The organism is Kineococcus aridisoli (assembly GCF_050871885.1).
GTDB lineage: Bacteria > Actinomycetota > Actinomycetes > Actinomycetales > Kineococcaceae > Kineococcus.
Genome location: NZ_JBJLSF010000020.1, coordinates 23,332 through 46,847, shown reverse-complemented (window position 1 = coordinate 46,847; position 23,516 = coordinate 23,332). Strand labels below are relative to the sequence as shown.

Genomic DNA, 23,516 nt, shown 5'->3' with positions numbered 1-23,516 from the left:
CGGGGGGTGCGGAGGTGCTCAGAGGTACAGCCCCGTCCGGCCGCCCTCGACGCGGGGGGCCGCGACGGCGTGCAGGTCGCGCTCGCGCAGCAGCACGTAGGTCCTGCCCTCGAGCTCGACCTCGGCCTTCTCCTCGCGGTCGAACAGGACCCGGTCGCCGGTCTGCACCTGGCGCACGTGCGGGCCGACGGCCACCACCGACGCCCAGGACAGCCGGCGCCCCACGGTCGCGGTGGCGGGGATGAGGATGCCCGCGGTGGAGGTGCGCTCCCCCGCCTCGTCGGCGGCGACGAGGACGCGGTCGTGCAGCATCCGGACCGGCAGGCGGGGGTCGTCGGCAGGGGGGGTGCTCACCCCGCGAACCGTAGCGCCCCCCGCCCGCGGCCGGTTCAGCGGCGCTTGCGCACCGCCCGGACGACGGCGACGACCGCCACGCCCACCGCGACGCCGGCCAGGGCCGCGACGCGGCCGACGCGCACCGAGCCGTGCCCGTCGGTGGTGAAGTCGAGGACCTTCGCCCGCGCGGTCGCGATGGACCGCTCCTTGATGGCCGCCGGGGCCAACCGGGACGTGAGCTCGTCGATGGTCCCGGCGAGCTGGGCCCGACGCAGCTCCACCTCGCGCTCGAGCACCCGCGGGTCGCTCGTCGTGATCTCGGCCTTGCCGCCGCTGGCCGCCACGGCCACCTCCTGCTCTCGCTGATGGTCCCGGAACCGTACCGGAGGGTGCGCTGGCGCTCCTCCCGGGGCGCACTAGCGTGCGGGCATGACCTCGTCCACGACCGGGCGCCTGGCTCCCGGCGACCTCGCGCCCGACTTCACGCTGACCGCCCACGACGGCTCGAGCGTCACGCTCTCGCAGCTGCGCGGCGAGCACGTGGTCGTCTACTTCTACCCGGCGGCGATGACCCCCGGCTGCACGACGCAGGCCTGCGACTTCCGCGACTCCCTGGACGCGCTGGCCGCCGCCGGCTACCGGGTGCTGGGCGTCTCCAAGGACCCGGTCGCCAGGCTCGCCGAGTTCGCCGAGCGCGACGGGCTCACCTTCCCGCTGCTGTCCGACCCCGACCACCGGGTGCTGGAGGCGTACGGGGCGTGGGGCGAGAAGACGAACTACGGCCGCACCTCGGTGGGCGTGGTGCGCTCGACGGTCGTGGTGGACCCGCAGGGCGTGGTGGAGCTGGCGCAGTACAACGTGCGGGCCACCGGGCACGTGGCCAAGCTCCGCAAGGACCTCGGCCTGGACGGCTAGGCTGGGCGTCCGCGAGCGGGAGTGGTGTAACTGGCAGCCACGCAGGACTTAGGATCCTGTGCCCCCGGGCGTGCGGGTTCGAGTCCCGCCTCCCGCACGCCTCAGCCCCTCCCCGCGTCCAGCCCCGCGTTCAGCCCTGCTCGGCCAGCAGCCGGCCCAGGTACCGGGCGATCTCGCGCGGGCCCGAGCGCGGGGCGGCCGCGTCGACGGCGGCGTTGTAGTTGGTGTTGGTGTTGACGTCGTAGGTGACCAGCCGGCCGTCGGCGGACTCGATGAGCTCCACGCCGGCGACCTCGACGCCTGCGGCCTCCAGGAACCGCTCGTAGCGCTGCAGCACGGGGTGCTCGAACCCCTCGCGCAGGCTGAAGATCGTGTCGCCGACCTCCTGCTGCACGGTGGCGCCGGGCGGCAGCACGGGCCGGCCGGTGGCCGGGTCGATGGCGCAGGCGTCCGCCGGGCACAGCTGGAAACCGCCCTTGGCGGTGTCGGCGCGCACCGCGTAGAGGAACTCCCCGCCGACGAACTCGGCGCGGGTGATGCTCGCGTCGGCGGGACGCACGTACTCCTGCAGCAGCCAGACGCCGTCGACCGGTTCCTCCAGCCCGCCCTCGGCCACGGCCTGCTCCAGCTCGTCGACCGTCTCGAAGCGGGCCACGCCCAGCCCCTTGCCGCCCTGGGAGTGCTTGGTGACGAAGCCGTCGCCCAGCCCGGTGGCGAACGCCCGCGCGGCCGCGACGAGCTCCCGCCCCGCACCGCCCACGACGGCCACGGTGCGCGGGACGTCGATGCCGGCCGCGGCCAGCGCGGTCAGCTGCGCGACCTTGCTGAGCTCCAGCTCCAGGACGGCGCGGCCGTTGACGGTGCGCCGGCCGGCGGCCTCCAGCCAGGACAGCACGGCGCGGGTGTGCGCGCTGGAGGCCAGGTGCCCGCGGGTGTGCGAGGAGGCCGACATGCGCGACCACCACACGCCGGGCGCCGGCTGCTCGGCGAGGTCGAGGACGCCGCCGGTCAGCTCGTGCTCGACCAGGGGCACGCCCTCGGCGGCGAAGGCCGCCACGAAGGGCGGCATCCACTCGGGGTTCTCGTGCAGGACGTGGACGGCGGGAGTGCTCACGCGGGACAGCATCGCGCGCCGGGGCGGGACGGCACCCGCCACCCCCGCCGCGCTCCCGCCCGTGCCCCCGCCCCCGCGGCTCAGGCGCCGAGCGGTGCCAGCACGACCGGGGTGGTCGTCGGCTGCTGCGAGCCGGCCGCCGGTTCCACCGAGATGCCCACCGCGTCCACCGACGGCGCGTCCACGACGGTGGCCGCCGATCCGTCCGCGGACACCCGCAGCATCCCGGCCGAGGTCAGCGCGTCGCCCGAGACCAGCCACAGCTGGTAGTCGCGGCCCGCACCCGCGGCGGGCAGCCCCGTGGTGAGCACGGCGACCTGCTGCCCGGCGCGCACGACCGTGGCCGTGCCCCCGGAGCTGGCCGCCACGGTCGACACCCGTGCGCCGGGGGCGGTGAGCAGCTCCGCGGCGCGCTGGGCGGCGCTCGGCTGCGCGACCACCTGCTGCTCGCCGCGCTGGCCCACCCCGACACCGACCCCCACCGCGGCCACGACGACCCCGGCCGCGGCCACGAGCACGCTCCAGCGCGAGGGACCGCGGCGACGGGTGCGCTCGGCCGCGAGGTCGACCACCTGCGGCCGCTGCCCCTCCTGCGTCCGCGCGGGCTCCTGCGGTCCCCCCGGTTCCTGCGGGGTGCCGGCGATGGCGGCGAGCACCGCCCCGCGCAGGTGCGCCGGCGGCGCCACGGCCTCGGCCTCCCCCAGGCGGGCCGCCGCGGCGCGCAGCGACTCCGCGTCCGCGCGCTCCTCGGGGTGGCGGCGCAGCCGCTCCTCGTAGCCCGCGCGCTCGTCCTCGTCGAGGGCGTCCAGCGCCCACGCGCCCGCCAGCAGGGGGTCGTCCCCCGGGTGTCGTCCCTGGTCGCTCACCGGGACACCCCCATCGCGTCGCGCAGCCGGATGAGCCCGTCGCGCAGCCGTGTCTTCACCGTGCCCAGCGGGACCTCGAGCTCGTCGGCGATCTCCTTCTGGGTCCGTCCCCCGTAGTAGGCGAGGTCCACGGCCTCGCGCTGCAGCGGCGTCAGCGACTGCAGCGCGCGGCGCACCTCGTCCCGTTCCAGCAGCACCTGCACCTCCTCGCTGACGCTGTCGTACGGCGGCAGCTCGCGGACCCCCACCCGCTCGTCGCGCGCCGTGCTGGCCTGGCTGGCCCGCACCCGGTCGACCGCCCGCCGGTGGGCCATCGTGACCACCCACCCGCGCGCGGAGCCCTTCTCCGGGTCGAAGCGCGGCGCCTGCCGCCACGCCTCCAGGAACACCTCCTGCACGACCTCCTCGGACTGGGCGGGGTCGCGCAGCACCCGCAGCACCGTGCCGTGCACGGCGGCCGCCGTCGCGTCGTAGAACGCCGCGAACGCGCTCTGGTCGCCGCGGGCAGCGGCGACCAGCGCCTCGTCGGCACCGGCTGCCGCTGCGTCGCGGGGTCGGGAGGTCGTCATCAGCGCCAACTGTGGCACCTGCCCCTCGACCTGGCTCGCCCGGGTCAGGCCGGGGGCATGAGGACCGCGTCGACGAGGTACACGGTCGCGTTGGCCGTCGAGACGCCGCCGCAGACGACGTCGGAGCCGCCGTTGACGGTCAGCATCTCCGGGGTGCCGGCGACGGTGAGGTCCTGGCCCTCCAGGGTGGTGTGCGTGCCGACGACCTCGGACGGGGAGAGCCGGCCCTGCACGACGTGGTAGGTGAGGATCTTCTGCAGCGTCGCGCTGTCGGTCTTCAGCCCCTCGACCGTGGCCGGGTCGATCGCGGCGAAGGCGTCGTCGACCGGGGCGAAGACGGTGAACTCGCCGCCGTTGAGGTCGTTGACGAGGTTCACCTGCGGGTTCAGCTGGCCGGAGACGGCCGCGGTGAGGGTCTTCAGCAGCGGGTTGTTGGCCGCCGCGGTGGCGACCGGGTCGGCGGCCATGCCGTCCACCGAGGCCGGGCCCGAGGCGTTGGCCGCGGCGTAGTCGGCGCAGCCCGGGCCGACCGGCCCGTCCACCGCGGCCGGGCTCATCGCCGAGCTCGACGAGCTCGACGAGCTCGACGAGCTCGACGAGCTGGGGCTGGAGCTGGTGGTGCTGCTCATCGAGGACTCCGACGAGGCGGCGTCACCGCCGCCGCAGGCCGCCAGGCCGAACGTCGCGGTGGCCGCCAGGGCGAGCAGGGTTCCAGAGCGCTTCACGAGTTTCCTCCCATCGGTGCCAGCCGGTCCTCCCGGCTGGTCGAACACCAGGGGTTCGGAACCGCGGGGCGCCCGGATTGCCCGTGCCGCAGGGTTTTCCGGTCGTCACCCGATCAGACCACGGTGACGGACACCGAGTCGTAGCCGCTCGCACCGTCGGGGATCGGCGCGGCCACGACGTCGGTCTGGACGGCACCCGTGCCGTCGGTCGCGCGCACCTGCAGGCTGTGGTTGCCGGTCTCGGTGGCGTTCCACTCCCACACCCACTGGCACCAGGTGTCGCTGGAGGCCGAGGGCAGGACCCGCGCCTGCTGCCACTCCCCCTCGTCCACGCGCACCTCGACCCGGGAGATCCCGCGGTGCTGCGCCCAGGCGACGCCCGCCACGGGCACGGTGCCGGCGCGCACCTTCGCGAAGGACTTCGGCACGTCGACGCGCGAGGCCGTCTTGATCGGCCCCCGCTGCGCCCAGCCGCGGTCGGTCCAGTACGCGGTCTTCTCGGCGAACCGGGTCACCTCGATGTCGGTGACCCACTTGCAGGCCGACACGTAGCCGTAGAGGCCGGGGATGACCATGCGCACCGGGAACCCGTGCTCGCGCGGCAGCGGTTCGCCGTTCATGCCGACGACGAGCATCGCGTCGCGCCCGTCGGTGGCCTCCGCGAGCGGCGCGGACAGGGTGAACCCGTCGACGCTGGTGGCCAGCAGCATGTCGGCGCCCCCGCGCACCCCGGCCTGCTCCAGCAGGTTCGCCAGCGGGTACCCCAGCCAGCGGGCGGTGCCCACGTAGGAGCCGCCGACCTCGTTGCTCACGCACGTCAGGGTGATCCAGCGCTCGCGCAGCGGCTTGGCCAGCAGCTCGTCGAAGCCGAGGACGACCTCGCGCTCGACGTCGCCGTGGATGCGCAGCGACCACTCCTCGGCGACGACGTCGGGGACGACCAGCGCGGTGTCGATGCGGTAGAAGTCCGCCGTCCGCGTGGCGTACGTCGTCAGCCCGCTCGCGAGCGCCTCGGCGGGGTCGAGCCCCGCGGGCAGCGCGGGCGCGGGGTCGGCCGGTGCGGGCAGCACCACGCGCGAGCGCGAGCGCTCCGCGCTGCGGACGGCGACCAGCGCCTGGCCCGCGCCGCCGGTGGCCAGGCCCGCGGCCGCGACGCCGCCCAGCAGGACCGCGCGCCGCGGCGGGCGCTGCTCCTGCGCGGCGCCCGCGGGCGCGGGCGCCAGCCGGCGGGTCAGCAGCGTCAGCGCGTACGCGCCGGCCGCGGCGCCCAGCGCCGAGGGCAGCGGCGAGAGGGCGCTGGCGTCCGGGCGGGTGGCCGCGGCCAGCACGCCGACGCCGCCCAGCACCGCCACGAGCGCGACCCCGGCCGCGAGGCGGCGACGGGCCAGCACGCCCGCGAGCGCCGCCAGCGCCAGCACCAGGACGGCGATCGTCGACAGCAGCACCACCTTGTCGCTCGTGCCGAAGGTGCGGACGGCGACGTCCTTCAGCCACGCCGGCACCCGGTCCACGACGGCGTCGCCGACGACGACGAGGGGAGCCGCCGACGGGGAGACGACCCCCGCCACCAGCTGCCCCACGCCGAGCGTCAGCCCTGCCGCGAGGACGCCGCACAGCGCGGCCGTCCGGTGCGTCCGGGGCCGCCGCCGCGGTCCCGGGCTCCCCTCCGCACCGGTCGCCGCGCTCTCCTGCTCGTCCTGCGGTGTCCTCACCCCCGGGGTTCGGAGCGGGCGGCCCCCGGGATGGGTCGCCCGGCCAGGGCGTCGGCCACCAGGGGGGCCAGCGCGGTGAAGGCGCGGGCGCGGTGGCTGATCGCGTTCTTCTCCGCCGCGTCGTGCTCGGCCAGGGTCCTCGAGGAGCCCTCGGGGACGAAGACGGGGTCGTAGCCGAAGCCGCCGCCGCCCGCCGGTGCGCTCGCCAGCCGCCCGCGCAGCTCACCGGTGCGCACGGCCTCGCCGCCGCCGGGCAGCGCGATCGCCGCGGCGCACACGAACGCGGCGCCGCGGTGCTCGGCGGGCACGTCGGCGACCTGCGCCAGCAGCAGCTCCAGGTTGGCCCCGTCGTCGCCGTGGCGCCCCGCCCAGCGCGCGGAGAAGATCCCCGGTGCCCCGCCGAGCACGTCGACGGCGATGCCGGAGTCGTCGGCGACCGCGGGCACGCCCGTGGCCGCGGCGACCGCGCGCGCCTTCAGCAGCGCGTTCTCGGCGAACGTCACCCCGGTCTCGGCGACCTCGGGCACGTCCTCGAAGGCGTCCAGCCCCAGGACCTCCACGTCGGGCAGCAGCGGCGCCAGGACCGCCCGCAGCTCGCCGGTCTTGTGGGCGTTGCGGGTGGCCAGCACCACCCGGCGGCCGGGCCCGCTCACGCCGGCGCCCCGGGGGCCGCGCCGGCCAGCGCCTCGGCCTGCAGCCGCGCCAGCTGCGCGCAGCCGCCGACGGCCAGGTCCAGCAGCGCGTCGAGCTCGCTGCGGTCGAAGGGCACGCCCTCGGCGGTGCCCTGCACCTCCACGAACCGGCCGTCGCCGGTGACGACGACGTTCATGTCGGTCTCGGCGCGCACGTCCTCGACGTAGGGCAGGTCCAGCACGGGGCGGCCGTCGACGACGCCGACGCTGATCGCGCTGACCGAGCCGGTGAGCGGCTTCGCGGACGCCTTGACCAGGCCCCTGCCCCGCGCCCACGCGATCGCGTCGGCGAGCGCGACGTAGGCGCCGGTGATGGCGGCGGTGCGCGTGCCGCCGTCGGCCTGCAGGACGTCGCAGTCGAGGACGACCGTGTTCTCGCCGAGCGCGCGGGTGTCGACGACCGCGCGCAGGCTGCGGCCGACGAGGCGGGAGATCTCGTGCGTGCGGCCGCCGATCCTGCCCTTGACGGACTCGCGGTCGCTGCGGGTGTTCGTCGAGCGGGGCAGCATCGCGTACTCGGCGGTCACCCAGCCCTGCCCGGAGCCCTTGCGCCAGCGGGGCACGCCCTCGGTGAAGCTGGCCGCGCACAGCACCCGGGTGCGCCCGAACTCCACGAGCACGCTGCCCTCGGCGTGGTCGAGCCAGCCGCGGGTGATGCGCACCGGCCGCAGCTGGTCGGGGGCGCGGCCGTCCGCGCGGGGAGCAGGAGTCGCCTCAGTCACCCGCCCAGCCTCTCACCCGCCCGTGCCCCCCGGAGGAGGGGCTCCCGGCCCCGGCGGTGACGGTCAGCGACTCGTCGAACACGTGGCGTTGCAACGATTGTCACGGAGGGTCACGATCCTGCGTCGTTCGGGGCAACGCGGCACCGGATCGGTGGAATGTCCAGCCGAAGCCCAGCTCCGGGCGCCACCATGTGCCCATGGTCCTCCGCACGACACGGGCGCTGCGCCCCGGCGACCGGATCGCCACCAGCAGAGCCGACCACGAAGGCGTGGTCCTCCGGCCGCTGCGCGTCACGGCCCTGCCCCTGGACGGGCTCGTCGTCCGCGAGGTCGCCGCCGTGCACGCGCACGGCCACCTCGGCCGCCGCGTCGTCGAGTTCACCGACGGTGCCCGCAGCCAGCCCGTCTCCGCCCTCGCCGGCTGGCCCTGGCACCCCGCCGTCGAGGTCCTGGTGCCCGCTCAGCGGCCGCTGCTCACAGCGCCCCGAGGTACAGCGGCCCCGTCTCGTCGACCGCGACCGGCGCGGACCCCTCGCCGGCGCCGAAGCGCGGTCCGAGGAAGCGCTGCGCGAGCTGCCGGAACGCTGACGCATCTCCTGTCGCGGTGAAGCGGTGCCGCGGCGCGGGCCGGTCGTCGGGACGCAGCAGCTCGCGCGCGGCCAGCTCGCGGTAGACGTCGAAGGCGGTCTCCTCCGCGCTGGAGACCAGCGTCACGTCGTCGCCGACGACGCTGCGCAGCACGGCCATCAGCAGCGGGTAGTGCGTGCAGCCGAGCACGAGGGTGTCGACGTCGGCGGCGATCACCGGGGCCAGGTACCCGCGGGCCGCGGTCATCAGCTCCGGGCCGGAGGTCGTGCCGCGCTCGACGAACTCCACGAACGCCGGGCACGCCGCGGTGGTCAGCGCCAGGTGCGGCGCGGCCGCGAACGCGTCCTCGTAGGCGCGCGAGGAGATCGTCGCCCGGGTGCCGATGACCCCGACCCGCCCGTTGCGGGTCGCGCGCACGGCCCGGCGCACGGCCGGCTGGATGACCTCGACGACGGGCACGTCGTAGCGCTCGCGCGCATCGCGCAGCATGGCCGCGGAGGCGGAGTTGCAGGCGATGACGAGCATCTTCACCCCCGACTCCACGACGCTGTCCAGCACGTCCAGCGCCAGCCGGCGCACCTCGGCGATGGGCTTGGGCCCGTACGGGCTGTGCGCGGTGTCGCCCACGTAGTGGATCGACTCGTGCGGCAGCTGGTCGAGCACCGAGCGGGCCACGGTCAGCCCGCCCACGCCGGAGTCGAAGATGCCGATCGGCAGGTCCCTGTCGGCCGTCGCGGCGGCGCTCACGCTCACGCCCCTCCTCGTCCCATCGAGCGCACGAGCGTCTCCTGCAGGTGCGTGGTGAAGTCGTAGACCGCCCACGCCCAGCGCGCGGGGTCGTCCTCGTCGAGCTCGGCGAACGCGTCGACGTCGTCGCGCACGCCCAGGCGGGTGCCCAGCGCCAGCCGGATGTCGTTGAGCGCGGCCAGCCAGGTCCGGGCGCCCTCGGCGTCCAGCTGCACCCGCCCGCCCTGCCCGGCGACCGGGGCGAGCGCGGCGAGCATGCCGCGGGCGTTCTCCGCCTTGCGCTCGCGCAGCCCGCGCTCGGTGAAGCGGCGGAACTCCGCCGACGCCTGCGGGTCGTCGCCGTAGGCGTCCGGCAGCAGCCGGCGCAGCACCGCGTCCTCGGGGGCGGCCACCGGCCCGTCGCCGCCGCCCAGCCCCTCCAGCTGCTCCAGCGGCGCCGCGAAGGAGGGCAGGTCGGCCAGGCCCAGCTCGGCCTGCAGCGGGTCGACGGGGCGCTCGGGCGCCCGCTCGGGCACCTCGAGCAGCTCCAGGACCTCGCGCGCCAGCGAGGCCAGCACGTCGGCCTCGGTGGGCTGCAGGGTGAGGGAGAACAGGCCGTGGCGGGAGCGGCGGAAGGTGGCCAGGGTCGTTCACTCGTCCTTCTGGAGGGTGGCCCACAGGCCGTAGCCGTGCATGGCCTCGACGTCGCGCTCCATCTGCTCGCGGCTGCCCGAGCTCACCGCGGCGCGACCCTTCTGGTGCACGTCGAGCATGAGCGCGTCGGCCTTGGCCTCGGAGTAGCCGAAGTGGGTGCGGAAGACGTACGACACGTAGGACATGAGGTTCACCGGGTCGTTCCAGACCAGGGTGACCCAGGGGGTGTCGGGGACCGCGGCGAGGTCGGCCTCGGGGCGGTCCAGCTCCACGGGAGCGGTCACTGCGGGAGGCACGCACGGCATTCTAGGCGGCCTGCCGATACGTTGAGCCGATGGCGAGCACCGCGCTGCTGACCGACCACTACGAGCTGACGATGCTGCAGGCCGCGCTGTCCGACGGGACGGGCGAGCGGCGCTGCACGTTCGAGGTCTTCGGGCGGCGGCTGCCCGAGGGGCGCCGCTACGGCGTCGTCGCCGGCACCGGGCGCGTCCTGGACGCGGTGCGCGACTTCACCTTCACCCCCGAGGTGCTGGCCGGGCTGCGGGGCGTGCTCGACGAGCCCACGCTGGCCTGGCTGTCCACCTACCGCTTCCGCGGCTCGATCGAGGGCTACGCCGAGGGCGAGCTGTGGTTCCCCGGCTCGCCGATCCTCACCGTCACCGGCACCTTCGCCGAGGCCGTGGTGCTGGAGACGGTCCTGCTGTCGATCCTCAACCACGACTGCGCCATCGCCGCGGCGGCGGCCCGGATGGCCACCGCCGCCAAGGACCGCCCCCTCATCGAGATGGGCTCGCGGCGCACCCACGAGCAGGCGGCGGTGGCCGCCTCCCGCGCCGCCTACCTCGCCGGCTTCACCTCCACCTCCAACCTGCAGGCCGGCGCCACCTACGGCATCCCCACCTCGGGGACCTCCGCGCACGCCTTCACGCTGCTGCACGACACCGAGGAGGCCGCCTTCGCCGCGCAGGTGGGAGCGCTCGGCGTCGGCACCACCCTGCTGGTGGACACCTACGACATCACCCGCGGCATCGAGACGGCGGTGCGGGTGGCCGGCCCGCAGCTGGGGGCGGTGCGCATCGACTCCGGCGACCTGGCCGTCCTGGCCGTGCAGGCGCGCGAGCAGCTGGACGCCCTGGGGGCCACGAGCACGCGCGTCGTCGTCTCCGGCGACCTCGACGAGTACGCCCTCGCCGCGCTGGCCGCCGCCCCCGTCGACGGCTACGGGGTGGGCACCTCGCTGGTCACCGGCTCCGGCGCCCCCACGGCGGGGCTGGTCTACAAGCTCGTCGAGGTCGAGGGCCGCCCGGTCGCCAAGCGCTCCACCTCCAAGACGACCCAGGGCGGGCGCAAGGTGGCCGTGCGCCGCCACCGCCCCACCGGCACCGCGACCGACGAGGTGCTCGGGGTGGGCGCCGCTCCGCCGCGCGAGCCGAACGACCGGCCGCTGCAGGTGCCGCTGGTCGTCGACGGGGAGCGGGTGGAGGACCTGCCGGACCTGCGCGCCTCGCGCGAGCACCTGCGCCGGGCGCTGGTGACGCTGCCCTGGGACGGGCTGGCGCTGTCCAAGGGCGACCCGGCGATCCCCACGACGGTGCTCGCGCCGGAGGGTGCGCGGTGACCCGCGCGCTGATCGTCGTCGACGTCCAGAACGACTTCTGCCCCGGCGGCTCGCTGGCCGTGGCCGGCGGTGACGAGATCGCCGCGTCCATCTCGCAGCTGCTGGCCCGCGGGGGCATCAGCTACGAGCACGTGGTGGCCACCCAGGACTTCCACGTCGACCCCGGCCCGCACTTCTCCGACACCCCCGACTTCGTCGACAGCTGGCCGCCGCACTGCCGGGCCGGCAGCTACGGCGCGCTGCTGCACGACGCGCTGGAGACCCGGCGCATCGAGGCGGTCTTCCGCAAGGGCCAGTACGCGGCCGCCTACTCCGGCTTCGAGGGGACGACGACGTCGGTGACCGCCGAGGGCGGTGAGCTGGTCACCGGCCTGGCGGACTGGCTGCGCGCCCGGGAGGTCCAGGAGGTGCACGTGGTGGGGATCGCCACCGACCACTGCGTGCGCGCCACCGCCCTCGACGCCGCCCGCGAGGGGTTGCGCGCCACCGTGCTGCTGGGCCTGACCGCCGGGATCTCCCGCGCGGGCGTCGACGCGGCGCTGGAGCAGCTGCGCGGGGCCGGGGTCGCCCTGGTCGGCGACCCCGTCGTGCAGGGCTGAGCGCCGCGCACGAGAGCCCTCAGCGGCCCACCCTCAGCGGCCCACCACGACGGTGCGGGCGAACTTGTCGTGCAGGGCCTGGCGGCGCTGGTCCCAGCACGGCCACAGGAAGTCGACGAGGTACCAGATGCCCAGCACCTGGCCCAGCAGGTCGCAGCCGGCCCAGCGGGCGATGCACTGCCCCCAGCCGGGCAGCCCGGGACGGTGCCAGTCGCGCACCCGCAGCCGGCACAGCGCCTTGCCGGGCGTCGCGCCGTAGAACTTCAGCGGCAGGATCGTGTAGACCGCGCTCACCGCGAGCAGCACCAGGGTGAACGTCGAGGACGCCGAGGTGAGGGCCGGGTCGCCCACGAGCGCGAACGGCGAGAGCACCTGCCCCGGCGCCATCTCGTCGGTGCGCTCCAGCACCACCCGCGCCATGCGCTCCAGCAGCGACCAGCCGGCCACGGCGGCGATGGCCGTGACGAGGAGGCCGTCGACCAGGCGGGCCAGCAGCCGCAGCCCGAGGTTGCCCAGGGCCTGGCCGTCGGGGGTCGCGATGGCCCGCACGCCCGGCGCGGGGTACTGCGAGGGCGGGTACTGCTGGGCCGGGGTGTGCGGGGCGCCGCGGTGGCCCTCGTGCCCGAGCCGCGGGGCCTTCGTCAGCGAGGGCGCGGAGCCGGACGCGACGGGCGCGGGCCCGGTCGCCTCGTGGAGGTGCTCGGTCCAGCGGGCCCCGTCCCACCAGCGCAGCCGCTGCCTGGTGGGGTCGGGGTTCGAGGGGTCGGGGTACCACCCGGCCGGGGTCTCCATGGGCGCAGAGCCTGCCAGGTCAGGCGACGCCGAACTCGCTGGGGGCGATGCCCACCGCCTGGCACACCTCGCGGACCGCTCGCTTCTCGTCGGCGTCGAAGTCGCCGTCCGCACCGCCCACGACGACACCCACCTGCACGACCGCGCGGGCCTGCTCGGGCTTGCTGCGCAGCTTGCCGACCGCCTGCAGCGCCTCGATCTTGCCGAAGTCGTAGTCGGCGGTCAGCTTGCCGCACCAGCGGTCGAAGGACTCCCGCAGCTGGCCCGCGTCGAACACCGACAGCACGTCGTTGCCGGCGATGAACGCGGCGGTCTTCTGCCGCTCGGAGGGGTCGATGCTGCCGTCGGCGGCGGCGATGAGCGCGCAGGTGGCCATGCTGGCCTCCGCGAAGTCCTTGCTCTTGAACTGCCCCACCTTCGTCTTCAGCTGGTCGCCCGCGAGCAGGCCCTTGTTCTTCAGCGAGTCCAGGAAACCCATGCCTGGCCAACGGGCGGCGCCGCCGGGCGGTTCCTCAGCTGAAGCGGCGGACGATCTCGGAGTTGCGGTCCGCGAGCAGCCGGTGCAGGGTCCGCGTGACGAAGAGCAGGTCGGCGACGCGGCCGAGCAGCCCCCACGGCGAGCGCCAGGACATCCGGTCGGTCATGATCGTCATCTGCGGGCCCTCGGCCTCGTAGGAGTGCTCGTGGCGGAACTCCGCGAACGCGCCCCGCTCCATCTGGTCGACGAAGCGCCGCGGGCGCTCCAGCTCGACGATGTGCGAGGTGTGCGTCAGCGGGACCCCCAGCACCCGCAGCCGCCAGCGCACCTTCTCCCCCAGCTCGATGCGGCCGCTGGTGCGCCCGGCGCCCTCGACGGCGCGGACCCGGTAGCGGCGGCCGGCGACCCGCTCCACGTCGAGGTCGAGGGAGACCTCGAAGACGTCGGCGACGGGAGCGCGGACCATGGTCCGCTGGACGATCTCGGGCACTGTCGCAACCTACCGGTCAGAGCAGGGACAGGAGGTGGTCGCGCCGGCGGCGCAGCACCTCCACGGGCGCCGAGGCGGACGGGGGCCCCGGCACGGCCGTGCGCACCTTGGCGTAGACGGTGGCGTGCGGCAGCTGCCGCCCCGCGGCGATGCGCCCGACGAGGCCGTGGATCTCCTTGCGCAGCAGCGCCGCCGTGTGCCAGGTGGCCTCCTCGGCCTGCTCGGCCTGCGGCGCCGGGACGGGCGCGTCCTCCTCGCCGACCGGGCGCGGGCTCGCCGCGCGCTTGCGGATCTCCGCGTCGCGCTGGGCCAGCAGCGTGGCCGTCTGCTCCGGGGACAGCAGGCCCGGCAGGCCGAGGTAGTCCTCCTCCTCCGCGCTGACCTGCACCGGCTCCAGCGCGCCGGTGACGGCCCGCCCGCCGTGCAGGACGTGCGCGAACTCCGCCTGCGCCTCCAGCGCCTCGTACTCCTTGGGCCCGCCCGCCTCGCGCTCGGGCGGCGGCAGCAGGTCCAGCCCGCCCTCGTCGACCTCCTCGGAGGACACCGACGCCGGCGGCGGGATGACGTGGTTGCGGTCGCTCTCCATCTCCGCGGCCAGCGCGAGCAGCGGGCGGACCGCGGGCAGGAAGACGGTCGCGGACTCCCCGCGCCGGCGCGAGCGCACGACGCGGCCGACGGCCTGGGCGAAGAAGAGCGGCGTGCGGTAGGAGGTCATCCAGGCCAGGCAGGCCGCGCGCGGCACGTCGACGCCCTCGGAGATCATCCGCACGCAGACGACGAAGCGCTGGTCGGACTCGGCGAACTCGGAGATCCGCTGGGAGGCCTTGGGGTCGTCGGAGAGGATGAGCGCCGGCTTCTCCCCCGTGACGCGCTGCACGATCTTGGCGTAGGCGCGGGCGTCGTCCTGGTCGGAGGCCAGCACCAGGCCCGCGGCGTCGTGCATGCCGTGCTCGCGCAGGTGGTTCAGCCGCTCGTCCATCGCCGCGATGACGTGCGGCACCCAGTCCCCGCGCGGGTCCAGGGCCGTCTTCCACGCCAGCGACTCCACGGCCTTGGTGCTGGCGTCGGTCAGCGAGGCGGCCACGACCTCCCCGGCGGAGTTCCGCCAGCGGGAGGTGCCGGTGTAGGCGGCGAAGACGACGGGGCGCACGACGCCGTCGGCGAGCGCCTCCTTGTAGCCGTAGGTGTAGTCCGCGGCGCTGCGCAGCCCGCCCTCGGACTCCGGGGAGTCGTCCTCGACGTAGCTGACGAACGGGATGCGCTCGTCGGCCTTGGTGCGGAACGGCGTGCCCGTCAGCGACAGCCGGCGGCGGGCGTCGCCGAAGGCCTCCGAGACCGCGTCGCCCCACGACAGGCCGTCGCCCGCGTGGTGGATCTCGTCCATGATCACCAGGGACTTCTTCGCGGTGGCGCGGGCGCGGTGCAGCATCGGGTGCCCGGCCACCTGCGCGTAGGTGGTGACGTAGCCCCTCACGTCCGCGCGCACCGGTCCCACGGCGTTGGTCATCGTCGGGTCCAGCTCGATGCCCGCGCGGTGGGCCGCCTCGGCCCACTGGGTGCGCAGGTGGTCGGTGGGGGCCACGACGACGACCCGGTCCACCCGCCGCGAGTCCAGCAGCCGCCGGGCCAGCGCGAGCGCGAACGTCGTCTTGCCCGCCCCGGGCGTCGCCGTCACGAGGAAGTCCTCGCGCTCGCCCGCGGCGGGGTCGAAGTACTGCTCGAGCGCGGCGTGCTGCCACGCGCGCAGGGGCCGGGCGGCCGCGGCGCCGGGGGCGTCGACGACGGGACCGGACGTGGTGCCCGACAGGGCCAGCTGGGGTTCGTGGTGTGTCGTGCTCATCGGTCCGTCCACCGTAGACGACGGCCGGGAGCGCGCCCCGGCAGCGGCGCGCGGGTCGCCGGGCTCAGGAGTCCTCGCCGCCGCCGTCCCCGCCGCCGGTCAGGCTCTCGTAGATCTCCTTGCACGTCGGGCACACGGGGAAGCGCTTGGGGTCGCGCCCGGGCACCCACACCTTGCCGCAGAGCGCGATCACGGGGTCGCCCGAGAGGGCGGACTCCATGATCTTCTCCTTCTTGACGTAGTGCGCGAAGCGCTCGTGGTCACCGGGCTGGACCTCCTCCTCGACCCGCTCCTCGCGGTCGAGGACGGCGGTGCGCGAGGGGGTCGTCGACGGCGCCTGCTCGGGCCGGGTGCGGAACGGGTCGTCGGTCGGCGAGCTCATGCCGCGATGCTACGCGGCGCCGGTGACGGGCGGTGCCGCGTCGGCCGGGCGCCGCGTCGGCCGAGCGTCACGTCAGTTGAGCGTCACGTCCGCCGGGAAGCTGGCCACCAGGGCCAGGTCGCCGCCCTGGCGGCGCAGCACCTGCGACCACAGGGTCTGCGGGGTGTCGGAGAAGGGGTCGCGCGCCTCGGCCGGCAGGACGAACCACGCGCCCTCGGAGATCTCCGACTCCAGCTGGGAGGCGCTCCAGCCCGCGTAGCCGGCGAAGATGCGCAGGCCCGACAGCTCGGCGACGACGGCCTCGGGCGGGGTGTCCAGGTCGACCAGCCCGACCGAGCCCAGCCCCACCGACCCGAAGACGCGGCGCACCCCCAGCGGGTCCGGCCGGTCCCCCGGCACCGCCACCAGGCCCAGGGCGGAGTCGAGGGCGACCGGGCCGCCCTGGAAGAGCTTGCCGGGCGCCGTCGCGAACGGCTGCCAGCCGGGCAGCACGGCGTCGACGTCCACGTCCAGCGGACGGTTGACGACGACGCCGAGCGCGCCGTCCTCGTCGTGGTTGAGCACGAGGACGACGGTGCGGTCGAAGTTCGGGTCGGTCAGCGACGGCGTCGCGAGCAGCAGGCGGCCCGTGAGGGTCGTGGAGGGCAGCTGGCTGGTCACCCCTCCATTCTGTGCTCACCCGCGCGGCTGGACGAGCGGGACGTCCTCGCGCGTGGCGCGCACGTACTGCGGGGGCCAGGCGACGGCGCGCACGTCGTGCAGCGCGAGGGCCGCCCGCTGGGGCCAGCGCGGGTCGGTCAGCAGCGGGCGGCCCAGGAAGACGGCGTCCGCCTCGCCGCTGACGAGGACCTGCTCGGCCTGGGCGGGCTCGAGGATGAGGCCGACCGCGGCCACCGGCACGCCCGCCTCGCGGCGCACCCGCCCGGCGTTGGGCACCTGGTAGCCCGGGCCGACGGGGATGCGCTGCTCGGGGGCGTTGCCGCCGGAGCTGGCGTCGACGAGGTCGGCGCCGCGCTCGGCCAGCCACCGGGCCAGCTCGATCGAGTCCTCCACGTCCCAGCCGCCCTCGACCCAGTCGGAGGTGGACAGCCGCACGAAGACCGGCTTGTCCTGCGGCCAGACCGCGCGCACGGCGTCCAGCACCTCCAGCAGCAGCCGGCTGCGGCCGGCGAGGTCGCCGCCGTAGGCGTCGGTGCGGTGGTTGGACAGCGGCGAGAGGAACTGGTGCAGCAGGTAGCCGTGCGCGGCGTGCAGCTCGACGACGTCGAAGCCGGCCTCGTCGGCGCGGCGGGCGGCCGCCGCGAACGCCTCCACCACGCGCCGCAGACCCGCCTCGTCCAGCGCGGTGGGCACCGCGAGGTCGCCGTGGGCCAGCGCGCTGGGGCCCACGGTCCCCCAGCCGCCCTCGGCGGGCGCCACGCTGCCCTGCACCGGCGACCACGGGCGGTGGGTGCTGGCCTTGCGGCCGGCGTGGGCGAGCTGGACGCCCGCCGCGGCGCCCTGGGCGTGCAGGAAGTCGACGACGCGCGACCAGGCCGCCGCCTGCTCCTCGTTCCACAGGCCGGCGTCGTGCGGGGTGATGCGCCCCTCGGGCACGACGGCCGCGGCCTCGGTCACGACGAGGGCGGCGCCGCCGACGGCGAAGGAGCCCAGGTGCACCAGGTGCCAGTCGTTCGGCACGCCGGGGGCGGTTTCGGGGTCGCAGGAGTACTGGCACATCGGCGACACCCACGCGCGGTGCGCGAAGGTCGTGCCTCGCAGGGTCAGGGGTTCCAGCAGTCGGCTCACGCCAGCGCACGCTACGTCGCGCCCGCCGGGCGCACCCGCCGGGGAGGCGCTCAGCGCGGGCGGCGCTTGTCCTCGTACATGCGCCGGTCCGCCTCGGCGAGCACCTCGGCGCTCGTGCGCGCCAGGTCGTCGACCACGAGGCCGACGCTGCACGAGAGGGTCGCCGACGTCCCGTCCGGCAGCTGCACCGGCACCGCGGCCGTGGCCTCCCGCAGCCGGGCCGCGAGCACCTCGGGCTCCACGTCGGCGGCCTCGACGAGGACGATGAACTCGTCGCCGCCGAAGCGGGCGACGGTGTCCTCGCCGCGGGCGGCGCTGCGCAGCCGCCCGGCGACCGCGACGAGGGCGGCGTCGCCGGCGGCGTGGCCGTGCAGGTCGTTGACGCGCTTGAGGTCGTCGACGTCGCAGAAGGCCACGACGGGCGCGACACCGCTGCGCCGGGCCCGCGAGCGCGCCTGCGCCCAGCGGTCCTCCAGCAGCCCGCGGTCGGGCAGGCCGGTGAGCAGGTCGTGGGTGGCGCGGTGGGTGAGGTCGCGGGTGCGCTCCACGTGCTGGGAGACGTCCCAGCAGGCCAGGCTCAGCGCGTCCTCGCCGTCGGCGTCCACCGCGGCCGTCAGCACCTCGACGGTGGCGGTGCCGCCGCCGGCGCGCAGCATCCGCCACTCGAGGGCACCGCGCTGCGCGGGCCCGCCCGCCTGCAGCAGGGCCGCGACGTCCTCGCGGTCGGCGGGGTGCACGAACTCCTCCAGCGGGCGGCCGACGACCTCGTAGGCCGCGCGCCCGAGCAGCTCCAGCGCCGCCGCGTTGGCCCACAGCAGCGTGCGGGCGGGGTCCCGCCGCCCCGCGCGCACGAGGAACGTGGCGATCGGGGACTCCTCGACGAGGCGCCGGTAGTCGGCGTCCTGCACGCGTACCCCCTCGGTCCGGCGACCCGGGCGGGTCGTCCTGCACCCGACGCTACGAGGCGGCGCGCGACACGCCCGTGCCACCGACCGAAGATGCCCGGGTCGGCGGACACGTTGCGACACAGAGTGTTCGGGTCGGGACTCACCGCTGGGCGGATCGGCGGCTCACCGGGAGCCGACCCCCGCACCGGCGCCGGCGGCCGCGGCCTCGACCAGCGGCCTGCTGGCGCGGGAGGCGAGCAGCACCAGCCCCGCCCCGCCGGCCGCGCACCCGGCGAACTGCAGCACGCCCACGGGCGCCGACCCCAGCAGCCCGATCACCGGGGAGACGATCAGCAGCGCCAGCAGCGCGGCCCCGCCCATCGTGACCACCAGCGGCACCCACGTCTCCCGCGAGCGGGCGGCGTGCAGGACGGCGACGTCGGTGCCGCCCAGGTGCAGGGTCCGGTACTGCGTGCGCGAGTCCAGCACCCGCGAGGCCTGCGTGACCCCCGTCGAGACGGCCGCCAGCACCGCGGCGATGACGAGGGTGACGGCCGCACCGGTGCCGATGTCGGCGAGCAGGACCTGCTCGCCCTCCTGCGCGTCCGCCGTCAGGCCGGGGGTCACGCTCAGGCAGCCGGCGACGAAGGTCACCAGCGAGATCCCGCCCACGCTGCGCCAGGTGCTCTTGGGGTCGTCGACCATCCGGCGGGCCGCCAGCAGCGTCGGCACCCCGCGGGCCCGCCGCGCCAGCAGCCGACCCAGCACGGAGACCAGCAGCGGGCCGACGAGGTTGAAGACGGCGAAGGCGCCCGCGAGGAAGCCGACCAGCACCAGCGCCCCGAAGGCCTGCCCGAGGCCGAAGAGCGCGCCGGCGGCGTTGAAGGCGGCCACGAACCCGCCGCCGAGCAGCAGCACGGGCAGCACCCGCGCCCAGCTGAGCCCGGCGACCGGCAGGCGCTGCGCCACGCCGAGCGGGGTGATGGCCACCCGCCGCAGGCTCACCGCGCACGAGAGCAGCGAGACCAGCAGCACCGCCCCCGCCGTCGCCAGCACCAGGACCGGCCCCAGCCGCAGCTCGGCCGGCTCGAAGGGGCGGCCCTGGAAGCGCAGCAGCGCCACCGCGGGGGTGGCCAGCAGGTTGGCCACCACGCCCAGCGCGGCACCGGCGACGGCCTGCGCCGCCGCGTCCAGCAGGGCGACGAGCCCGATCTGGGCGCTGGTGGCCCCCGCCAGGCGCAGCCGCGCGAGCCGCTCGTCGCGGCGGGCGACGGTGAGGCGGGCCGCCGCCGCCCCGAGGGTGGCGGTGGGCACGAGCAGCAGGGCCACCGACACCCACGACAGGAACGGGTAGGTCTGCGCGTCGGGGCCGGCGCCGGGGGCGGCCGCGCGCTCGGCGAACGCCTGCACGCCCCCGGCGACCGTCAGCACCGACCAGGTGGTGACCGCGAACGCCACGACGGCCAGCACGCTCGGCAGCCGGCCGCCGCCGGAGCGGGTGCCCTGCACGTGCCGGGCCAGCGTGAACCACAGCCGCAGGGCGCCGGTCACGGCTGCACCGCCCCGGTGAGCGGGGCGCGGAACTCCTGCACGACGCGCCCGTCGCGCACGGCCAGCGTGCGGTCGCACCAGCGGGCGACCCCGGCGTCGTGGGTGACGACGACGAGGGTGGAGCCCTGGGCCCGGGTGGCACCGGTGAGCAGGTCGAGGACCTCGCGGCCGGTGGCCTGGTCCAGCGCCCCCGTCGGCTCGTCGGCGAAGACGACCTTGGGCCGGCCGACGAGGGCGCGGGCGATGGCCACCCGCTGCGCCTGCCCGCCGGACAGCTCCCCCGGCCGGCGGCGCTCCGTGCCGGCCAGGCCGAGGCGGGCCAGCAGGTCGCGGGCGCGGGCGGTGGCGGTGGCGCGGTCGAGGCCGCCGAGCATCAGCGGCAGCGCGGCGTTCTCCTCCGCGGGCAGCTCGTCCAGCAGCTGGCCGGACTGGAAGACGAAGCCGAAGTCGGTGCGGCGCAGCTGCGTGCGCCGCGCGTCGCTCATCGCGGTGAGCTCGGTGCCGGCCAGGTCGACCGAGCCGGAGGTGGGGCGCACGATGCCGGCGAGCACGTGCAGCAGCGTCGTCTTGCCGGAGCCGGAGGGCCCCATGACGGCGACCGACTCCCCGGCGCGCAGGGTGACGTCGACGCCGTCGAGAGCGCGGGTGGAGCCGTAGGTCATGACCAGACCACGGGCGGTGAGGATGTCCATGGCTCGAGGCTGCCGGGGAGGTGGGCACCGGCGCGTCGGAGCGGGGGCGGAACCGCCCGGGACGGGGTCCGCCCCCGGTCGTAGGACCGGGGGCGGGACAGGTGGTGGAGATGGCGGGAATCGAACCCGCGTCCGTCAGCGTGGTACCAGGGCTTCTCCGGGTGCATCCTGTTCAGCGGTCTGCTCGGCCCCGATGCTCACACAGGCATGTCATCGCCGGGCCCAGCCGCGTTGCGTGTCCCTCTCACCTACGCGACCTCGGTGAGAGGTGAGCCCCCTAGTCGATGCCAGGACCCGGGGCGGGAGCTCACCCGGGCTGACAGAGTCGCACTCGCTCAGGCGGCGAGGGCGAACTCGGTGCGCTTGGAATCGGCACCTATTGGTTTGCACGGAGCGTTGACGAGATGACCGTGCATCCTCGACCCGCTTCCCCTGGCTCGACGACCGACGTCGAAACCTGTCATCCCCTTGTTGAGTTGTCGCTGTCACCAGCAGTGCCAGCGTACACGTCAACGGCGCGCACCCGCCGCTTGTTCCCGGGGCCGGCGGTCCCGGGTCAGCGGTCCTGGCGCATCGACATGGCGCGCTCGGCCTCGCGGCGGTCCTGCCGCTCGCGCAGCGCGTGGCGCTTGTCGTAGTTCTTCTTGCCGCGCGCCAGGCCGATCTCGACCTTGACCTTGCCGTCGTTGAAGTACAGCGACAGCGGCACGATCGTCAGACCGGACTCGCGGACCTTGCCGATCCACTTGTCGATCTCGGCGCGGTGCAGCAGCAGCTTGCGGCGCCGGCGCGGGGTGTGGTTGGTCCACGTCCCCTGCACGTACTCGGGGATGTGCACGCCCTCCAGCCACATCTCGCCGCGGTCGATCTGGGCGAACCCGTCGACCAGCGAGGCGCGGCCCATCCGCAGGGCCTTGACCTCGGTGCCCATGAGGCTGATGCCCGCCTCGTAGGTGTCCTCGATGAAGTAGTCGTGGCGCGCCTTGCGGTTGCTGGCGATCACCTTGCGACCGGTCTCGCGCGGCACGTCGCTCCTCCTCGTGGTCTGCTCGGTCCCTCGGGCTGACCTTCGAGTCTAGACCTTCAGCCAGCGTCGCAGGCTGAACAGCGATGCGCCGATCGCGAACACCAGCCCGACGGCCAGGATGACCGGCGCCGTCTGCCACAGCACGTCGTGGGTGTCGATGAGGCGGGTGGTGAAGCCCGGCCGCGCCCGCAGCCGCGCGACGCCGAAGTGCACCATCGCCCACAGCGCCGCCGAGGCGAGCAGGCCGCCCAGCAGGCTGGCGATGACGCCCTCCAGGACGAAGGGCAGCTGGATCAGCGCGCGGGAGGCCCCGACCAGCCGCATGATCGTCGTCTCGCGGCGGCGGCTGAAGGCCGTCAGCCGGATCGTGGTGGAGACCAGCATCACCGAGCACAGCAGCATGAGCGCGGCCAGGCCCAGGGCGATCTGGGTGGCCGTGTTGAGCACCGTGAACAGCGGCTCCAGGATCGCCCGCTGGTCGGGCACGTCCTCCACCCCGGCCGCGTCGGCGAACTCCGCCGTCACCTCCTGGTAGCGGGAGGGGTCGCTCAGGCGCACCCGGAACGACTCCGGCAGCTGCTCGGCGGTGACGTTGGCCGTGATGGAGGTGTCGTACATCTGCTGGAAGTTGCGGAAGGCGTCCGCCTGCGACTCGTAGAAGACCTCGTCCACGAGCGGGTCGGCCTGCAGCTGCGAGCGCAGCGCGTCGCGCTGGGCCGCGGTGATCGCGCCCTCCGGGCACGCCTCGGCCGGGCTGTCCTCCCCGCACAGGAAGATCGAGACCTGCACGCGGTCGTACCAGTCGCCCTTGAGGATGGACACCTGCTGCTGCACGAGCAGCCCGGCGCCGAAGAAGAACAGCGACACCATGGTCACCAGGACCACCGACAGGGTCATGGTGATGTTGCGGCGCAGCCCGGCGAACATCTCGCCCAGGACGAACCCGACGCGCATCAGCGGCCCGACCCGTACACGCCGCGGTCCTCGTCGCGCACGACGCGGCCGTCGCGCAGCTCGACGACGCGCTTGCGCATCTGGTCGACGATGTCGTCGTCGTGGGTGGCCATCACGATCGTCGTCCCCGTGCGGTTGATGCGGTCCAGCAGCTTCATGATGCCGACGCTGGTCTCCGGGTCGAGGTTGCCGGTGGGCTCGTCGGCCAGCAGGATCGCCGGCCGGTTGACGAAGGCGCGGGCGATCGCCACCCGCTGCTGCTCACCGCCGGACAGCTCGTGCGGGCGGCGGCGCTCCTTGCCGGTCAGGCCGACCAGGCCGAGGGTCTCCGGCACGGTCTGGGCGATGACGTGGCGGGGCTTGCCGAGCACCTGCAGCGCGAAGGCGACGTTCTCGTAGACGGACTTGTCCGCCAGCAGCCGGAAGTCCTGGAAGACCACGCCGATCTGGCGGCGCAGCCCCGGCACCTTCCAGCTGCGCAGCCGGCCCACGTCGCGCCCGGCGACCTGCACGGTCCCCCGGCTCGCCTTCTCCTCCTTGAGGACCAGCCGCAGGAAGGTCGACTTGCCCGAGCCGGAGGGGCCGACGAGGAAGACGAAGTCGCCGCGGTCGATCTGGAGGGTCACCTCGGCGAGCGCGGGGCGGTGCCCCTCGCCGTAGACCTTGCTGACCTGCTCGAAGGTGATCACTCGGTGGGTGGCCAGTCTCGGGGACGGGAGGAGGTGGTGCTGCCTGGCCGTCCTTCACTCTACGGTCCGCTGACGGGGCGCGACCGCACTGGGCCGTCCGGGTGAAC

At 75.3% G+C, this 23,516-nt stretch carries 28 protein-coding genes, 1 tRNA gene and 1 other RNA gene; 4 read left to right on the top strand and 26 right to left on the bottom strand.

Annotated elements, in window-relative coordinates; genetic code table 11:
• Positions 1 to 18: 18 nt before the first annotated feature.
• On the bottom strand, positions 19 to 312 hold the full coding sequence (locus ACRYM2_RS08075) for a GroES family chaperonin (protein WP_432521350.1): 294 nt from the start codon (positions 310 to 312) through the stop codon (positions 19 to 21).
• Positions 313 to 389: 77 nt separating this feature from the next.
• The gene (locus tag ACRYM2_RS08070; protein ID WP_432521334.1) at positions 390 to 680 is read right to left on the bottom strand and encodes a DUF3618 domain-containing protein; all 291 of its coding nucleotides are present in this window, start codon (positions 678 to 680) and stop codon (positions 390 to 392) included.
• An 85-nt stretch (positions 681 to 765) separates the two neighbouring features.
• On the opposite strand from ACRYM2_RS08070, the gene bcp reads away from it, so the two are divergent.
• Both bcp and ACRYM2_RS08060 read left to right on the top strand, forming a co-directional pair.
• Positions 766 to 1,251: a thioredoxin-dependent thiol peroxidase gene (gene bcp, locus ACRYM2_RS08065; protein ID WP_432521332.1), complete on the top strand. Its 486-nt coding sequence runs from the start codon at positions 766 to 768 to the stop codon at positions 1,249 to 1,251.
• A gap of 15 nt (positions 1,252 to 1,266) precedes the next feature.
• A tRNA-Leu gene (locus ACRYM2_RS08060) sits at positions 1,267 to 1,348 on the top strand.
• Between the two features lie 33 nt (positions 1,349 to 1,381).
• Here ACRYM2_RS08060 and ACRYM2_RS08055 read toward each other — a convergent pair.
• The 10 genes from ACRYM2_RS08055 to clpS form a co-directional block, all read right to left on the bottom strand.
• Positions 1,382 to 2,377 (bottom strand): ATP-grasp domain-containing protein, encoded by a 996-nt coding sequence (locus ACRYM2_RS08055; protein WP_432521348.1) that lies wholly within the window; start codon positions 2,375 to 2,377, stop codon positions 1,382 to 1,384.
• A gap of 68 nt (positions 2,378 to 2,445) precedes the next feature.
• On the bottom strand, positions 2,446 to 3,231 hold the full coding sequence (locus ACRYM2_RS08050; protein WP_432521330.1) for an anti-sigma factor: 786 nt from the start codon (positions 3,229 to 3,231) through the stop codon (positions 2,446 to 2,448).
• Positions 3,228 to 3,800 (bottom strand): ECF RNA polymerase sigma factor SigK, encoded by a 573-nt coding sequence (sigK, locus tag ACRYM2_RS08045; protein WP_432521328.1) that lies wholly within the window; start codon positions 3,798 to 3,800, stop codon positions 3,228 to 3,230. Before sigK ends, ACRYM2_RS08050 begins: the two co-directional genes overlap by 4 nt.
• A gap of 44 nt (positions 3,801 to 3,844) precedes the next feature.
• Positions 3,845 to 4,525 (bottom strand): fasciclin domain-containing protein, encoded by a 681-nt coding sequence (locus ACRYM2_RS08040; RefSeq protein WP_432521327.1) that lies wholly within the window; start codon positions 4,523 to 4,525, stop codon positions 3,845 to 3,847.
• 113 nt (positions 4,526 to 4,638) lie between these two features.
• Positions 4,639 to 6,237: a molybdopterin-dependent oxidoreductase gene (locus ACRYM2_RS08035; protein ID WP_432521326.1), complete on the bottom strand. Its 1,599-nt coding sequence runs from the start codon at positions 6,235 to 6,237 to the stop codon at positions 4,639 to 4,641.
• Entirely contained in the window at positions 6,234 to 6,890 is a 657-nt protein-coding gene (gene rdgB / locus ACRYM2_RS08030) for an RdgB/HAM1 family non-canonical purine NTP pyrophosphatase (RefSeq protein ID WP_432521325.1), read from the bottom strand. Before rdgB ends, ACRYM2_RS08035 begins: the two co-directional genes overlap by 4 nt.
• Positions 6,887 to 7,651, bottom strand: coding sequence for a ribonuclease PH (gene rph, locus ACRYM2_RS08025; protein WP_432521323.1), 765 nt, complete (start codon positions 7,649 to 7,651; stop codon positions 6,887 to 6,889). The genes rdgB and rph overlap by 4 nt, the downstream gene beginning before the upstream one ends.
• 474 nt (positions 7,652 to 8,125) lie before the next feature.
• The gene (murI, locus tag ACRYM2_RS08020; protein WP_432521322.1) at positions 8,126 to 8,992 is read right to left on the bottom strand and encodes a glutamate racemase; all 867 of its coding nucleotides are present in this window, start codon (positions 8,990 to 8,992) and stop codon (positions 8,126 to 8,128) included.
• Positions 8,989 to 9,543, bottom strand: coding sequence for a DUF2017 domain-containing protein (locus tag ACRYM2_RS08015; protein ID WP_432521321.1), 555 nt, complete (start codon positions 9,541 to 9,543; stop codon positions 8,989 to 8,991). The genes murI and ACRYM2_RS08015 overlap by 4 nt, the downstream gene beginning before the upstream one ends.
• Positions 9,544 to 9,615: 72 nt before the next feature.
• Entirely contained in the window at positions 9,616 to 9,924 is a 309-nt protein-coding gene (gene clpS / locus ACRYM2_RS08010) for an ATP-dependent Clp protease adapter ClpS (RefSeq protein ID WP_432521320.1), read from the bottom strand.
• 29 nt (positions 9,925 to 9,953) lie between these two features.
• Here clpS and ACRYM2_RS08005 point away from each other — a divergent pair, with 29 nt between their 5' ends.
• Positions 9,954 to 11,240 (top strand): nicotinate phosphoribosyltransferase, encoded by a 1,287-nt coding sequence (locus tag ACRYM2_RS08005; RefSeq protein WP_432521318.1) that lies wholly within the window; start codon positions 9,954 to 9,956, stop codon positions 11,238 to 11,240.
• Complete coding sequence (locus tag ACRYM2_RS08000; protein WP_432521317.1) at positions 11,237 to 11,839, top strand: nicotinamidase; 603 nt, start codon at positions 11,237 to 11,239, stop codon at positions 11,837 to 11,839. The genes ACRYM2_RS08005 and ACRYM2_RS08000 overlap by 4 nt, the downstream gene beginning before the upstream one ends.
• Positions 11,840 to 11,872: 33 nt before the next feature.
• Here the strand turns inward: ACRYM2_RS08000 and ACRYM2_RS07995 are convergent, their stop codons facing one another.
• From ACRYM2_RS07995 to ftsE, 14 genes are all read right to left on the bottom strand, one after another.
• The gene (locus tag ACRYM2_RS07995) at positions 11,873 to 12,631 is read right to left on the bottom strand and encodes an RDD family protein (protein WP_432521315.1); all 759 of its coding nucleotides are present in this window, start codon (positions 12,629 to 12,631) and stop codon (positions 11,873 to 11,875) included.
• Between the two features lie 19 nt (positions 12,632 to 12,650).
• Positions 12,651 to 13,109: a tellurite resistance TerB family protein gene (locus ACRYM2_RS07990; protein WP_432521314.1), complete on the bottom strand. Its 459-nt coding sequence runs from the start codon at positions 13,107 to 13,109 to the stop codon at positions 12,651 to 12,653.
• Between the two features lie 34 nt (positions 13,110 to 13,143).
• A complete protein-coding gene (locus ACRYM2_RS07985) occupies positions 13,144 to 13,599 on the bottom strand; it encodes an SRPBCC family protein (RefSeq protein ID WP_432521312.1) in 456 nt (151 codons plus the stop codon).
• Between the two features lie 16 nt (positions 13,600 to 13,615).
• Entirely contained in the window at positions 13,616 to 15,439 is a 1,824-nt protein-coding gene (locus tag ACRYM2_RS07980; protein WP_432521310.1) for a DEAD/DEAH box helicase, read from the bottom strand.
• A gap of 64 nt (positions 15,440 to 15,503) precedes the next feature.
• On the bottom strand, positions 15,504 to 15,821 hold the full coding sequence (locus ACRYM2_RS07975; protein ID WP_432521309.1) for a DUF3039 domain-containing protein: 318 nt from the start codon (positions 15,819 to 15,821) through the stop codon (positions 15,504 to 15,506).
• Positions 15,822 to 15,893: 72 nt separating this feature from the next.
• Positions 15,894 to 16,481, bottom strand: coding sequence for a YqgE/AlgH family protein (locus ACRYM2_RS07970; RefSeq protein WP_432521308.1), 588 nt, complete (start codon positions 16,479 to 16,481; stop codon positions 15,894 to 15,896).
• Positions 16,482 to 16,496: 15 nt separating this feature from the next.
• Positions 16,497 to 17,609, bottom strand: coding sequence for an NADH:flavin oxidoreductase/NADH oxidase (locus ACRYM2_RS07965; RefSeq protein ID WP_432521307.1), 1,113 nt, complete (start codon positions 17,607 to 17,609; stop codon positions 16,497 to 16,499).
• Between the two features lie 50 nt (positions 17,610 to 17,659).
• Positions 17,660 to 18,517: a GGDEF domain-containing protein gene (locus tag ACRYM2_RS07960; protein WP_432521306.1), complete on the bottom strand. Its 858-nt coding sequence runs from the start codon at positions 18,515 to 18,517 to the stop codon at positions 17,660 to 17,662.
• Positions 18,518 to 18,679: 162 nt separating this feature from the next.
• Positions 18,680 to 20,047 carry an FtsX-like permease family protein gene (locus ACRYM2_RS07955; protein ID WP_432521304.1) on the bottom strand — a complete coding sequence of 456 codons (1,368 nt, stop codon included), beginning with the start codon at positions 20,045 to 20,047 and terminating at the stop codon, positions 18,680 to 18,682.
• A complete protein-coding gene (locus tag ACRYM2_RS07950) occupies positions 20,044 to 20,739 on the bottom strand; it encodes an ABC transporter ATP-binding protein (protein WP_432521303.1) in 696 nt (231 codons plus the stop codon). The genes ACRYM2_RS07955 and ACRYM2_RS07950 overlap by 4 nt, the downstream gene beginning before the upstream one ends.
• Positions 20,740 to 20,841: 102 nt before the next feature.
• Positions 20,842 to 21,207, bottom strand: a transfer-messenger RNA (tmRNA) gene (gene ssrA / locus ACRYM2_RS07945).
• A gap of 88 nt (positions 21,208 to 21,295) precedes the next feature.
• Positions 21,296 to 21,766 (bottom strand): SsrA-binding protein SmpB, encoded by a 471-nt coding sequence (gene smpB, locus ACRYM2_RS07940; RefSeq protein WP_432521301.1) that lies wholly within the window; start codon positions 21,764 to 21,766, stop codon positions 21,296 to 21,298.
• 48 nt (positions 21,767 to 21,814) lie between these two features.
• Positions 21,815 to 22,720, bottom strand: a complete 906-nt coding sequence (gene ftsX / locus ACRYM2_RS07935; RefSeq protein WP_432521300.1) for a permease-like cell division protein FtsX — start codon at positions 22,718 to 22,720, stop codon at positions 21,815 to 21,817.
• Complete coding sequence (gene ftsE / locus ACRYM2_RS07930; RefSeq protein ID WP_432521299.1) at positions 22,720 to 23,409, bottom strand: cell division ATP-binding protein FtsE; 690 nt, start codon at positions 23,407 to 23,409, stop codon at positions 22,720 to 22,722. Before ftsE ends, ftsX begins: the two co-directional genes overlap by 1 nt.
• Between the last annotated feature and the right edge of the window lie 107 nt (positions 23,410 to 23,516).

What these genes read in the sequence shown, in the direction of transcription:
- ACRYM2_RS07995 (WP_432521315.1), bottom strand. Translation starts at nt 12,631, where the DNA reads ATGGAGACCCCGGCCGGGTGGTACCCCGACCCCTCGAACCCCGACCCC.
- ftsX (WP_432521300.1), bottom strand. Translation starts at nt 22,720, where the DNA reads ATGCGCGTCGGGTTCGTCCTGGGCGAGATGTTCGCCGGGCTGCGCCGC.
- bcp (WP_432521332.1), top strand. Translation starts at nt 766, where the DNA reads ATGACCTCGTCCACGACCGGGCGCCTGGCTCCCGGCGACCTCGCGCCC.
- ACRYM2_RS08075 (WP_432521350.1), bottom strand. Translation starts at nt 312, where the DNA reads ATGCTGCACGACCGCGTCCTCGTCGCCGCCGACGAGGCGGGGGAGCGC.
- ACRYM2_RS07975 (WP_432521309.1), bottom strand. Translation starts at nt 15,821, where the DNA reads ATGAGCTCGCCGACCGACGACCCGTTCCGCACCCGGCCCGAGCAGGCG.
- ACRYM2_RS07950 (WP_432521303.1), bottom strand. Translation starts at nt 20,739, where the DNA reads ATGGACATCCTCACCGCCCGTGGTCTGGTCATGACCTACGGCTCCACC.
- ACRYM2_RS08005 (WP_432521318.1), top strand. Translation starts at nt 9,954, where the DNA reads ATGGCGAGCACCGCGCTGCTGACCGACCACTACGAGCTGACGATGCTG.
- sigK (WP_432521328.1), bottom strand. Translation starts at nt 3,800, where the DNA reads ATGACGACCTCCCGACCCCGCGACGCAGCGGCAGCCGGTGCCGACGAG.
- ACRYM2_RS07990 (WP_432521314.1), bottom strand. Translation starts at nt 13,109, where the DNA reads ATGGGTTTCCTGGACTCGCTGAAGAACAAGGGCCTGCTCGCGGGCGAC.
- ACRYM2_RS08055 (WP_432521348.1), bottom strand. Translation starts at nt 2,377, where the DNA reads ATGCTGTCCCGCGTGAGCACTCCCGCCGTCCACGTCCTGCACGAGAAC.
- clpS (WP_432521320.1), bottom strand. Translation starts at nt 9,924, where the DNA reads ATGCCGTGCGTGCCTCCCGCAGTGACCGCTCCCGTGGAGCTGGACCGC.
- ACRYM2_RS07980 (WP_432521310.1), bottom strand. Translation starts at nt 15,439, where the DNA reads ATGAGCACGACACACCACGAACCCCAGCTGGCCCTGTCGGGCACCACG.